This window comes from Rhodobacter capsulatus SB 1003 (assembly GCF_000021865.1).
GTDB classification, from domain to species: domain Bacteria; phylum Pseudomonadota; class Alphaproteobacteria; order Rhodobacterales; family Rhodobacteraceae; genus Rhodobacter; species Rhodobacter capsulatus_B.
Genome location: NC_014034.1, coordinates 2454807 through 2466154, shown reverse-complemented (window position 1 = coordinate 2466154; position 11348 = coordinate 2454807). Strand labels below are relative to the sequence as shown.

Sequence of the window (11348 nt, the reverse complement as noted above, 5' to 3'; positions counted from 1 at the left end):
TTTGGGAGAAAACGATGACGAGCACCGCCCCCCTCGATCTGTCGCAGGCGATTGCCGCCGAGCTGCCCTATCTGCGCCGCTACGCCCGCGCGCTGACCGGCAACCAGAGCAGCGGCGATGCCTATGCGGTGGCGACGCTGGAAAGCCTGCTGGTCGATCCCGGGGTGATCGAGGCGGCCGCGCGGCCCAAGGTCGGGCTGTTTCACGCCTTCCATCTGGTCTGGGCCAGCGCCGGGGCGCCGACGGCGGTGCCGGAGGAGGGGCTTGCCGCGCGGGCGCAGGCGCTGATGGCGGGGCTGACGCCGAACTCGCGCGAGGCGCTTTTGCTGCACACGATCGAGGGGTTCGACACCGCCGAGATCGGCGCGATCATGCAGGTCGAGCCGGAGGAGGTGGGTTCCCTCATCGCCGCCGCGAACCGCGAGATGGCGGCGGCGGTCTCGGGCCGGGTGATGGTGATCGAGGACGAGGCGATCATCGCGATGGATCTGGCCGATATCGTCGCGGGCATCGGCCATCGCGTCACCGGCATCGCCCGCACCCGCGCCGAGGCGGTGACCCTGGCCGCCAAGCAGCGCCCCGACCTGATCCTGTCCGACATCCAGCTGGCCGATGCCTCTTCGGGCATCGATGCGGTCAATGACATCCTGAAGGAAATCGGCCCGGTGCCGGTGATCTTCATCACCGCCTTCCCGACGCTTCTGCTGACCGGCGAAAAGCCCGAACCGGCCTTTCTGATCACCAAGCCCTTCTCGGAGGAACAGGTCCGCTCGGCGGTCAGCCAGGCGATGTTCTTTGCCTCCACCGAGACGCTCGTAGGCTGACCGGCCCCCGTCCTCGCGCCGAAAACCCGCCGCATCCCGGCGGGTTTTTTCTTTTTGTCCAAGGCGTTGCGAAATATTTCGGAACCATGTCCGGGCTGATGCGTTTCTTCCTTACTGACGCCGAAGACATCGGCATTCATGCGAAAGGAAAACTGAACATGATCCGCAAGGTTCTTGCCGCCACCACCGCCCTCTTTCTGGGCACCGCTGCCATCGCCGCGACCCCGGTGCAGGAAATCGACGTCCAGGCCGATCTGACCGCGATCTCGAACCCGAAGGCCGCGCTTTACTGGGGCCATCTGGCCTATGACCTGAAGGCCGCGATCACCGAACGGCTGGCCGACCAGCTTGCCGACGAGGGCGCCAAGGTGACCGTCGACATCGACGAGCTGTCGATGGCCAACACTTTCGAGGAAATCACCGATGTCGCCCAGGCCCGGCTGGCGGGCAAGGTGCATGTCACCAGCCAGAGCGACAATTCGAAATTCGACAGCTATGACCTGACGGTGGATGCGACGACGCTGAACGCGCTGGACGCCGATGGCAAGCTGAAGAAGGGCGCCTTTACCGATGCCAAGGCCTATTACCTGGCGATGGTGAACACCTTTGCCGACGAGGTGGCCGCGCGGCTTGACTGAGCCGACCGGCACGGAAAGGATCTCGGGGGGGCATCGCCCCCCCGTTTTGCTGTCGTCCCTTTGCCTTGGGGGACCGGGGCGGGGCCCGATCAGGCGGCCTGACGCGCGACCCAGCCGGCAAAGGCCTGCATCACCGCCTGCAGATGCGCCCGGGTGCGGTCCTCGGTCAGGTTTCCCCCGGCATCGAAGGCCTGGCCCAGATGCCCCAGATAGGCCTCGGGCTGCGCCATCGCGGGCATGTCGAGCACGACAAGGATCTGCCGCAGCTGATGGTTCGCACCAAAGCCGCCCAAAGCCCCCGGAGAGCCCGACACCACCGCCGCAGGCTTGCCCGCCCAATGGTTCTTGCCCCAGGGCCGCGAGCCGATATCGAGCGCGTTCTTCAGCGCCGCGGGGATCGAGCGGTTGTGCTCGGGCGTCACGAACAGGATGCCGTCGGCCGATGCGATCGCGGCGCGAAAATGCGTCCAGCTTTCGGGCGGCGTGCCCTCGTCCAGATCGGGGTTGAAAAGCGCCAGATCGCCGATTTCGACAAGGCGCAGCCGCAGGCTTTCGGGCGCCAGCGCGATCAGCGCCTCGGCCAGCTGCCGGGTCAGCGAGCCCTTGCGGATCGAGCCGACGATCACGGCGATATCATGGGGGGGCGACATGGGGGCTCCTGTGATGGCGGTGGATCTGCCCATCAGATGCGCTGCCGCCCGCCCGCGTCAAGAAAAGACGCGGGCGGGCGCGCGGAAAGCCCCGGCCGTTCCCCCGAAGACGCCGCGTCAGAGCGGCCAGAAGATCAGGATCGCGGGCAGGCCGACGGCCAGGCAGACCATCTCCAGCGGCAGGCCGATCCGCCAGTAATCGCCGAAGCGATAGCCCCCGGGGCCCATCACCAGCGTGTTGTTCTGATGCCCGATCGGCGTCAGAAAGGCGCAGGATGCCCCCAGCGCCACCGCCATCAGATAGGCGTCGGGATTGGTCTGCGTCGCCTCGGCCAGCCGCAGCCCCACCGGCGCGGCGATGATCGCGGTGGCATTGTTGTTGAGCAGATCCGAAACGGTCATCGTCGCCACCATCAGCACCGCCAGCCCGACCCAGGCAGGCAGCCCCGCCGTCGCCGCGCCCAGCCAGCCCGCCAGCAGCGCCGAGCCGCCGGTGCTGTCGATCGCCGCGCCAAGCGGCGTCAGCGCCGCCAGAAGCACGATCACCGGCCCGTCGATGCTGTCATAAAGCGTGTCGAGGTTCAGGATCCCCGTCACCAGATAGCCCACGACGACCACCCCCAAGGCCACCGGCATCGAGGTCAGACCCAGACTTGCCGCAAGGATCGCCGCCGCGAAAAGCCCCGCCGCCAGAACCGCGCGGCCCTCCTGCATCACCGTCTCGCGCCCGTCGAGGGGCAACAGCCGCAGGGGCGCCGCCAGCGCCTCGGCCCGCCCCTCGGGCAAAAGCAGAAGCAGGATATCCCCGGTTGCCAGCGCGGTGTCGCGGGGGCGGGCGCGCAGCATCCGGCCCTGCCGCAAGATGCCCAGAAGCACGGCGTCATGATCCTGCGCCAGACGCGCCTGCCGCGCAGAGCGGCCGCGCAGCCTGCTGCCCGCGCCCACCACCATCTCGACCATCTCCTCGCCCGTGCCCGCGATCCGCGGCGCATCGGCCGAAAGCCCGTCGGGATAGGCCAGACCCATCTCCAGCCGCAGCTCTTCCAGCCGCGTCGGCACCGCCTCGATCAGCAGGATGTCGCCCAGCTCCAGCGTCACCCGGCGGTCCGGCCCATGCACGCGCCGCCCGCGCCGCTGAATGGCGACCAGCGTCGCCTCGCAGCCCTCGCAGAGCGCGGCCAATTCGGCCCGGCTCCGGCCCAGCACCCGCGCCTTTTCCGGCACCACGAGTTCCGCCAGATAGCCCCGCATCAGCGCCTCGGGCGGCGCGCTCGCATCCCCCCCGGTGGCGCGCCGGGGAAGCAGCCGCCAGCCGAAGAGGGCCAGAAACAGGATCCCCGCAACCGCGACGATCCCCCCCACCGGCAGGAAATCGAAAAAGCCGAAGCCCGCGCCCGAATGGCCCTCGCGCAGCCCCGAGATGATCAGATTGGGCGGCGTGCCGATCAGCGTCACCAGACCGCCCAGCACCGTGGCAAAGGCGAGCGGCATCAGCGTCAGCCCGGCCGCGCGCCGGGCCTTGCGCGCCGTGGCGATGTCGACGGGCATCAAAAGCGCCAGCGCGGTGACATTGTTCATCACGCTCGAAAGCACCCCGCCGACCACCCCCAGCCGCGCCACATGCAGGCTGACCGGCAGCGCCGGGTTCGACAGAAGCCGCGCCAGCGCGCTGATCGCCCCGGTCCGCGTCAACCCCGCCGAGACCACCAGAACCAGCGCCACCGTCATCACCGCCGGATGGGCAAAGCCCGAAAACGCCGTCTCGGCGGGGACGACACCGGCCAGCACCCCCGCCAGCAGGCCCGCAAAGGCCACCAGATCGGGCCGCAACCGGCCGTGAACCATCGCCGCCACCACGGCGGCGAAAATCGTGAACAACAGGATTTGCGGCTGGGTCATCGCGGCTCCTTGCGTCTGAACATCCGGGGAAAACCCCGCAACCGGCGCTCGGGTTGCACGCGGTCGCGAATTTTTCGCACCGCAGACATGCATACCGAATATCGGTTTTCGGCGGGCTGCGCGGAACCCTTTGGCCATCCGCTGCGTTGGACAGGAAACCATCCGAGGAAGACCGACATGGATCACATCCCCTACACCGGCCTTGGCGGCATTCTGGTTCTGGTGCTCGATCTCTGGGCGCTGATTTCCGTTCTGGGCGCGCGCGTTTCCACCGGGCAGAAGCTGCTTTGGGTGCTTCTGATCCTGCTTTTGCCGGTGCTTGGCTTCGTCGTCTGGCTGCTGGCCGGGCCGCGGTCTTCCTCGGCCTCGGCCTGAGCGATGAGCGCGGGTGTCCGTGAAACCCTGTGGCTGCTGGCGCGGATCGGTCTGGCGGCGCAGGAAATGGCGCAGCTGCGTCTGAGGCTCTGGCAGATCGAGGCGCAGGCGCGGCTGCGTCTGGGCCTGGGCAGCCTGATGCTGAGCCTGCTGGCCACGATGCTGGCCATGGCGGCAATCGGGCTGGGCCTCGCGGCCAGCGTCGTGCAGCTGCAGCAGGCGGGCTGGAGCCTGCCCGCCGCGCTTGGCCTCGCCTCGGGGGGGGCGGCGGCGCTCTCGCTGGTGATCCTGCTCTTGGCCGGGCGGGCGCTGCGCGGGGCCCTGGGCCGCTGAGCCCGCTTCTTTCGTCAAATGCCATCCCCGGCCCGCAAGGGACCGGATCAACCAGGGCCGGATCAACCAAGGAGTCTCCGATGACCTTTTCCTCGAAACGTCGCCTGACGGCGGAACTTGTCGCGCGGGAAACCGCGCTGCGCTCGCAGCTGGGTGCGCTTGCCGGTGCCCTGGGCGGCGGACCCGCCGCGCCGCGCGCGCCCAAGGCGCTGCCGCTGGCGCTGGGGGCCGGGGCGCTGGGGGCCGGTGTTCTGGCGCTGGCCGGTTACGCGCTGTTGCGCCGCAAGCCGGAGGCCCCCGCCGCGACCCCGCCGCATCCTGAGACGCTGGCGCGCTGGGAAGACGAGGGCGGCGCGGTCTTCGAGACGCTCGATTGGGACGACGACCGCTGGCTTGCGGCCGCCGAGGCCGCCCGCGATGCCGCCCGGGACGAGCTGTTGTCCCTGTATGAAACCGGCAAGGCCAGCGCCGAGGCCAAGGCCGATATCGCCGCCGAAAGGGCGCGCAAGCTCTCGGAGGCTTTCCGGCACGGGCTCGAGGGGCTGGGCGACGAGGCCGCGGATCTGATCGTCACCGCCCGGCAATCGGTCTGGGAGGCGATGGAGGCGGGCGGCCGCGCCGCGCGGCAGGGGCTTGCGGAGGGCAAGGACATCGCCGCGCGCCATCCGGTGGCGGCAAGCGCCGCGGGCATCGCCGCGGGGGCGGGGCTGATGGCGCTGTCGTCGCACAGCCGACCGGCGCTGAAATATGTGCTGCCGCTGGCGCTTGCGGGGCTTGCGGTGCAGGCCGGACGGGTGTTCGGGCGCGACCGTCCGACGCTGCGCGGCAAGGCCGAGGCCGTTGCCGAGGCCGCCGGGGAAACGCTTGAAACCGTCTCGACCGCGGTGGCGCGCAAGACGGACGCCGCGCGTGCGACCGCGCGCAGGGCCGAGGCGGGGGCGAAGCCGGGGCCCCGGCCGAAATCCGCGCGCAATGGCGCCGCGCGGCACTAGGGGGCGGCGATGGATCGGGCCGCGCAGCTTTCGCTTGTCGCGCTGGGGCTGATCGCCTCGGTGGCCGCGCTTGCGGCGCTGCGCGACCTTGCCGCGCCGATGGCGCTGGCGCTGGTCGTCGGCGTCGTGCTCTCGCCGCTCTCGGATCTGTGGGAAAGGCTGCGGTTTTCCCCGGCGATGGGGGCCTCGGCCAGCCTCGTGCTGACGCTGGCGGCTTTCGGCACGCTCGGGCTGCTGCTGCAACCTTTGATTGCCGAGCTGGTGCATCAGGCGCCCAAGGTCTGGGCCGACAGTCAGGAGGTGATGAAGGCGTTTCGGGGCCTGTTTGCCGGGTTGAAGGCCGCCACGCGCGAGCTTTCGGGCGCGGTGGCGGAAGGCGCCCGCGCCGAGGCGGGGCCCGCGCCGCAACAGATGGTCGATCTGCCCGCCGTCACCACCGGCGCGCTGATGATCGCCCCCGCGATCGCCGCGCAGGCGCTGACCTTTGTCGGCACGCTGTTCTTCTTCCTGCTCACCCGCAGCGAGATCTATGACTGGGCCGCGCGCAGGCTGGTCAGCCCCGCCGGGCGCGGGCAGCTGTCGCAGCGCCTGCGCCGGGCCGAGGGGATCGTCTCGCGCTATTTCCTGACGATCACGCTGATCAATGCCGCTCTGGGCATCGCCACCGCGATTGCGCTGCAGGCGCTGGGCCTGCCCGGCGCGCTTTCCTGGGGCATCGTGGCCTTCCTGCTCAATTACGTCGTCTATCTGGGCCCGGCTGCGGTGGCCGTGGCGCTGCTGCTGGCCGGGGTTGCCGCCTTTGATGGCGGCGCGGCGGCCGTGCCGGTGCTGGTCTATGGCGCGCTGATCACGCTCGAGGGGCAGTTCGTCACTCCGGCGCTGGTGGGGCGACGGATGGCGTTGAACCCGCTTCTGGTCTTCGTGGCGCTGCTGTTCGGGCTCTGGCTCTGGGGGGCGATCGGCGGCATCGTCGCCTTGCCGCTGCTGCTTTGGGCGACGGTTGTGCAAAACGGCGACGGGCTTGCCATTGGCGCCGCGCGGCGGGGGGAGGCATGACGCAACCTTGCCCGGCGGGCCGGGCCGGGGCGGGGGCAATGCGGCAGATCCGGCAGAGCCTTTCCCCGTGCAGAGAATTTCCTTCTGAAAAACCCCCGTCTTTGGAATTCAATTTGGCTGCGGAATGTGCAAAAACTCCACAAATAAAGTCGTGATAAAGAGCCATGACCGCACCTCCGCCTGCCGATGCCGACGAGATCCGCAAGACGACCTGTTACATGTGCGCCTGCCGCTGTGGCATCGACGTGCATCTGCGCTCGGGGCAGGTGCGCTACATCGAGGGCAACCGCGATCATCCGGTCAACCGCGGCGTGATCTGCGCCAAGGGCGCGGCGGGGATCATGCAGGTGACGGCCCCCGCCCGGCTGCGCGCGCCGCTGAAACGGGTGGGGCCGCGCGGCTCTGGCGCGTTCGAGGAAATCAGCTGGGAGGAGGCGCTGCAGATCGCCACCGGCTGGCTGGCGAAGATCCGCGCGGAAGCCCCTGAAAAGCTGGCCTTTTTCACCGGCCGCGATCAGTCGCAAAGCTTCACCGGCTGGTGGGCGCAGGCCTTTGGCACGCCGAATTTTGCCGCCCATGGCGGGTTTTGTTCGGTCAATGTGGCGGCGGCGGGGATCATGTCGATCGGCGGCGCGTTCTGGGAATTCGGCGAGCCGGATTGGGACCGGGCGAAGATCCTGGTGCTGTTCGGCGTCGCCGAGGATCACGACAGCAACCCGATCAAGCGCGGGCTTGGCGCGCTGAAGGCCCGCGGCGCGCGGGTGGTTTCGGTCAATCCGATCCGGACGGGTTACAATGCGGTGGCCGATGACTGGCTGGGGATCACGCCGGGCACCGACGGGCTTCTGATCCTGGCGCTGGTGCATGAGTTGCTGGTCGCGGGGCGGATCGATCTGGACTATCTCGCCCGCTTCACCGATGCGCCCTGTCTCTTGATCGCGGGGCAGGGGCCGGAAAGCGGGCTTTACCTGCGCGACGATACGGGGCGCGCGCTGGTGATCGACCGCCGCAGCGGGGCGCTTGCGCCCTTTGATGGCGAGGGCGTCGAGCCCGATCTGGGCGGGCGGCATCCCGGGCACCGCACCGTCTTCGAGACCCTGGCCGAACGCTACCTTGATCCGCGCCACTCGGCGCAGGCGGTGGCAGAGCGCGTCGGCATCCCCGCCGCGCGGATCCGGGCGCTGGCCGCCGAACTGGCCCGGGTCGCCTTTGACGCGGCGATCACGCTTGACCAGCCCTGGACCGATTTTCGCGGCCATCGTCACGACCGGATGATCGGCCGCCCGGTCGGCTTTCACGCCATGCGCGGCATCGCGGCGCATTCGAACGGCTTTCAGACCGCCCGCGCGCTGCATCTGTTGCAGATGCTGCTGGGCGCGATCGAGACCCCCGGGGGCTTGCGTTTCAAGCCGCCCTATCCGAAGCCGCTTGCCGCCCATCCGGTGCCGCAGTTCAAGGCCGAACCGGGCCAGCCGCTGCCGGGTCCGCATCTGGGCTTTCCGCGCTCTCCGGCCGATCTGGCGCTTTTGCCCGATGGCCGCCCGGCCCGGATCGATGCCGCCTTTACCTGGGAAAATCCCTTTTCCGCCCATGGCCTGATGCAACGCGTGATCGGCAATGCCCATGCCGGGCAGCCCTACCGGATCGACACGCTCTTTCTTTACATGGCGAATATGGCGTGGAATTCCTCGATGAACCCGGAGGAGGTGGCGCGCTGGCTGACAGATCGCGACGAGACGGGCGCCTATGTCATTCCCCACATCATCCTGTCGGACGCCTATGCCAGCGAAACCGTGGCCTATGCCGATCTGGTGCTGCCCGACACGACCTATCTGGAACGGCATGACGCGATCAGCCTGCTCGACCGCCCCATCGGCCGCGGCGACCGGCTGGCGGATTCGATCCGCTGGCCGCTGACCGAGCCCGACCGCGACGTGCGGCCGTTCCAGTCGGTGCTGTGCGATCTGGGGGCAAGGCTGGGCCTGCCCGGCTTTGTCGGGCCCGAGGGCCAGCCCGCGTTCAAGGATTATGCCGATTACCTGATCCACCACCAGCGCCGCCCCGGCATCGGCCCTCTGGCGGGCTGGCGCGGCGACGGCGCTGCGCATGGCCGCGGTGCGCCCAACCCGGCGCAGCTGGACCGTTACATCGAAAACGGCGGCGTGTTTCAGATGCAGATCCCGGCCGAGGCGCAGTTCTTCAAGCCCTGGAACCGGGCCTGGCAGGACTGGGCGGTGAGCCTGGGTCTGCAGGACAAGCCGCAGCCCTATCTGTTCAGCCTCTGGTGCGAGCCGCTGCGCCGCTTTCAGCTGGCCGCCGAGGGGCACGGGGTCCATCAGCCGCCCGAACATTTGCGCGCGCGGCTGCGCGCGGCGATGGATCCGCTGCCCGACTGGACGGCGCCGCAAAACACCGCCACCGAGGCCGGTTATCCGCTGCATGCGCTGACCCAGCGCCCGCCCGCGATGTATCATTCCTGGGGCTCGATGAACGCCTGGCTGCGGCAGATCCTGGGCCATAACGTGCTTTACATTCCGAAATCGGTTTGGCGGGCACAGGGTTTTCGCGCGGGCGACTGGGCGCGGGTGACCTCGCCGCATGGGGCGATCGAGGTTCCCGTCGCGCCGATGGCGGCGCTCAATCCGCAGACCGTCTGGACCTGGAATGCGATCGGCAAGCGGCAGGGCGCCTGGGGGCTGTCGAAAACCGCGCCCGAGGCGGAAAAGGGATTTCTTCTCAATCACCTGATGCATGATCTGATGCCGCCCGACGCGACCGGCGCGCGGGCCTGGAACGCCGATCCGGTGACCGGGCAGGCCGCCTGGTTCGATCTGCGGGTGCGGATCGAGCGGATCGGCCCGCGCCGCTTTGCCCTGCCGCAGTTCCCCGCCCTTGCCCTGAAGATCCTGCGCCGGAGGCCCGCATGAGCCGAACCGCCCCCAAACGCACCCTTGTCATCGACCTTGACGCCTGCACCGGCTGTCACGCCTGCACCATCGCCTGCAAGGGCTGGCAGAATGCGAACGAGGACACCCGGCTGCCCGATGCCGACGCCTATGGCAAGGCCCCCTTCGGTGCCTTTCTCAACCGCGTGCATTCCTACGAGGTGATCGCGGACGGGGCCCCGGCGCGGCTGATCCACTATCCGCGCACCTGCGTGCATTGCGAAAATCCGCCCTGCGTGCCGGTCTGCCCGACCGGGGCGAGCCAGCAGACCGCCGATGGTCTGGTGCAGATCGACGCCAGCCGCTGTCTGGGCTGCGGGCTTTGCGCCTGGGCCTGCCCCTATGGCGCGCGGGAACTTGATCCGGTGGCGGGGGTGATGCGCAAATGCACCCTTTGCGCCAATCGCATCGACGATCCCGCAAGGCCCGCGGAAGACCGCATTCCCGCCTGTGTCCGGGCCTGTCCCACCGGCGCGCGGCATTTCGGCGATCCCGCCGACGCCGAAAGCCCGCTTGGCCGGTTGGTCGCCGACCGCGGCGGCTTCGCGCCGATGCCCGAATTCGGCACGAAGCCCAGCAGCCGCTACCTGCCGCCGCGGCCCAAGGATCAGCTGGGCGCGGGGGGCGGCCTTGCGCCCCTGGTGCCGGGGGGCGGGCTTTCGGCCTGGCTTGACGCCATTCTGGGGCGGCGCTGATGCGCGCGGCCCCCTCGGTGATCCTGTTCACCACGCTTTCGGGCGCGGGCTTCGGCACATTGGCGGCCGCGGGCCTTGGGCTTGGCGCGGGGCCAGGCGCCTGGCTGGCGGGCTACGGGCTGGTCCTTGCCGGTCTGACCGCCTCGGCCTTCCATCTGGCGCATCCCTTGCGCGCCCGTTTCGCGTTCCGGCGCTGGCGTACAAGCTGGCTCTCGCGCGAGGCCTGGGGGGCGGTCGCGGCGCTTGTCGTTCTGGCGCCGCCCGCGGTGTCGGCGCTGCTGGGCGGGCCGGATCTGCGTCTTTTCGGCATGTTGGGGGCGCTGCTCTGCCTTGCCACGGTGGTCGCGACCGCGATGATCTATGCCAGCCTGCGTGCGGTGCCGCGCTGGCATCACGGGTCGGTGCCGCTGCTCTATCTTGCCTGTGCCGCGACGGGGGGCAGTTTCCTGATCGCCCCGCCCGGGATCTCCGCGCTTGCCTGTCTGGCGCTTGGCGCAGCTCTCGCCGCCTTCTTCGGGCTTGGGGATCGCCGCATCGCCGCCCTTGGCCTGACGCGGGCCTGGGCGACGGGGCTTGGCGGGGGGCTGGGCGGGGGGCTGGGCGGGGGGGCCGAGGTGCGCAGCTTCGAGTTGCCGCGCAGCGGGCCGAGTTTCGTCACCCGGGAACTGGTCGATCGCTCCGGCGCGGCCGGATCGCCGCTCTGGCGCGGCCTTGCCGTGCTTCTGGCCGGGGTCGCCCCCGCGGGTCTGCTGCTTTGGGGGCTGGCGCCCGGGTTTGCGCTTGGCGTGCATCTGTGCGGGATCGCGCTCTCGCGCTGGCTGTTCTTCACCGAGGCGACGCATGTGGCCGCGCTTTATTACCGCGGCGAATTGCAGCCCCGGCGCGGCTGAACCGGGGCCCACGGCCAGGCCCGGAGGGCGCAGCCTGTTCCCCGGCCGCTT

The 11348-nt window shown here is 69.7% G+C and carries 11 protein-coding genes; 9 read left to right on the top strand and 2 right to left on the bottom strand.

Features of this window, described 5'->3' with window-relative positions:
- The first annotated feature begins 14 nt into the window (after positions 1-14).
- Together RCAP_RS11320 and RCAP_RS11315 are read left to right on the top strand one after the other, a co-directional pair.
- Positions 15-824 carry a response regulator gene (locus RCAP_RS11320; protein WP_013067998.1) on the top strand — a complete coding sequence of 270 codons (810 nt, stop codon included), beginning with the start codon at positions 15-17 and terminating at the stop codon, positions 822-824.
- A gap of 86 nt (positions 825-910) precedes the next feature.
- Complete coding sequence (locus RCAP_RS11315) at positions 911-1462, top strand: hypothetical protein (RefSeq protein WP_013067997.1); 552 nt, start codon at positions 911-913, stop codon at positions 1460-1462.
- A gap of 89 nt (positions 1463-1551) precedes the next feature.
- Here RCAP_RS11315 and RCAP_RS11310 read toward each other — a convergent pair whose 3' ends face one another.
- On the bottom strand, positions 1552-2112 hold the full coding sequence (locus RCAP_RS11310; protein WP_013067996.1) for an NADPH-dependent FMN reductase: 561 nt from the start codon (positions 2110-2112) through the stop codon (positions 1552-1554).
- A 117-nt stretch (positions 2113-2229) separates the two neighbouring features.
- Positions 2230-4011, bottom strand: coding sequence for an SLC13 family permease (locus RCAP_RS11305; protein ID WP_013067995.1), 1782 nt, complete (start codon positions 4009-4011; stop codon positions 2230-2232).
- Between the two features lie 177 nt (positions 4012-4188).
- Between RCAP_RS11305 and RCAP_RS11300 the strand changes: the two genes are divergently transcribed.
- The 7 genes from RCAP_RS11300 to RCAP_RS11270 all read left to right on the top strand — a co-directional run bounded on the left by RCAP_RS11300 (position 4189) and on the right by RCAP_RS11270 (position 11297).
- Positions 4189-4386: a PLDc N-terminal domain-containing protein gene (locus tag RCAP_RS11300; protein WP_013067994.1), complete on the top strand. Its 198-nt coding sequence runs from the start codon at positions 4189-4191 to the stop codon at positions 4384-4386.
- A 3-nt stretch (positions 4387-4389) separates the two neighbouring features.
- On the top strand, positions 4390-4719 hold the full coding sequence (locus RCAP_RS11295; protein WP_013067993.1) for a hypothetical protein: 330 nt from the start codon (positions 4390-4392) through the stop codon (positions 4717-4719).
- 80 nt (positions 4720-4799) lie between these two features.
- A complete protein-coding gene (locus tag RCAP_RS11290; protein ID WP_013067992.1) occupies positions 4800-5711 on the top strand; it encodes a hypothetical protein in 912 nt (303 codons plus the stop codon).
- Positions 5712-5720: 9 nt separating this feature from the next.
- Positions 5721-6767 carry an AI-2E family transporter gene (locus tag RCAP_RS11285; RefSeq protein ID WP_013067991.1) on the top strand — a complete coding sequence of 349 codons (1047 nt, stop codon included), beginning with the start codon at positions 5721-5723 and terminating at the stop codon, positions 6765-6767.
- A gap of 164 nt (positions 6768-6931) precedes the next feature.
- Positions 6932-9694, top strand: a complete 2763-nt coding sequence (locus RCAP_RS11280) for a molybdopterin-dependent oxidoreductase (RefSeq protein ID WP_013067990.1) — start codon at positions 6932-6934, stop codon at positions 9692-9694.
- Positions 9691-10407 (top strand): 4Fe-4S dicluster domain-containing protein, encoded by a 717-nt coding sequence (locus RCAP_RS11275; protein WP_013067989.1) that lies wholly within the window; start codon positions 9691-9693, stop codon positions 10405-10407. Before RCAP_RS11280 ends, RCAP_RS11275 begins: the two co-directional genes overlap by 4 nt.
- The gene (locus RCAP_RS11270) at positions 10407-11297 is read left to right on the top strand and encodes a dimethyl sulfoxide reductase anchor subunit family protein (RefSeq protein ID WP_013067988.1); all 891 of its coding nucleotides are present in this window, start codon (positions 10407-10409) and stop codon (positions 11295-11297) included. The genes RCAP_RS11275 and RCAP_RS11270 overlap by 1 nt, the downstream gene beginning before the upstream one ends.
- The last annotated feature ends 51 nt before the right edge of the window (positions 11298-11348 follow it).

Bases quoted from the DNA above. Each gene is read 5' to 3' on its own strand.
- RCAP_RS11275 (WP_013067989.1), top strand. From the start codon at position 9,691: ATGAGCCGAACCGCCCCCAAACGCACCCTTGTCATCGACCTTGACGCC.
- RCAP_RS11295 (WP_013067993.1), top strand. From the start codon at position 4,390: ATGAGCGCGGGTGTCCGTGAAACCCTGTGGCTGCTGGCGCGGATCGGT.
- RCAP_RS11315 (WP_013067997.1), top strand. From the start codon at position 911: ATGTCCGGGCTGATGCGTTTCTTCCTTACTGACGCCGAAGACATCGGC.
- RCAP_RS11300 (WP_013067994.1), top strand. From the start codon at position 4,189: ATGGATCACATCCCCTACACCGGCCTTGGCGGCATTCTGGTTCTGGTG.
- RCAP_RS11270 (WP_013067988.1), top strand. From the start codon at position 10,407: ATGCGCGCGGCCCCCTCGGTGATCCTGTTCACCACGCTTTCGGGCGCG.
- RCAP_RS11310 (WP_013067996.1), bottom strand. From the start codon at position 2,112: ATGTCGCCCCCCCATGATATCGCCGTGATCGTCGGCTCGATCCGCAAG.
- RCAP_RS11280 (WP_013067990.1), top strand. From the start codon at position 6,932: ATGACCGCACCTCCGCCTGCCGATGCCGACGAGATCCGCAAGACGACC.
- RCAP_RS11290 (WP_013067992.1), top strand. From the start codon at position 4,800: ATGACCTTTTCCTCGAAACGTCGCCTGACGGCGGAACTTGTCGCGCGG.
- RCAP_RS11305 (WP_013067995.1), bottom strand. From the start codon at position 4,011: ATGACCCAGCCGCAAATCCTGTTGTTCACGATTTTCGCCGCCGTGGTG.
- RCAP_RS11285 (WP_013067991.1), top strand. From the start codon at position 5,721: ATGGATCGGGCCGCGCAGCTTTCGCTTGTCGCGCTGGGGCTGATCGCC.
- RCAP_RS11320 (WP_013067998.1), top strand. From the start codon at position 15: ATGACGAGCACCGCCCCCCTCGATCTGTCGCAGGCGATTGCCGCCGAG.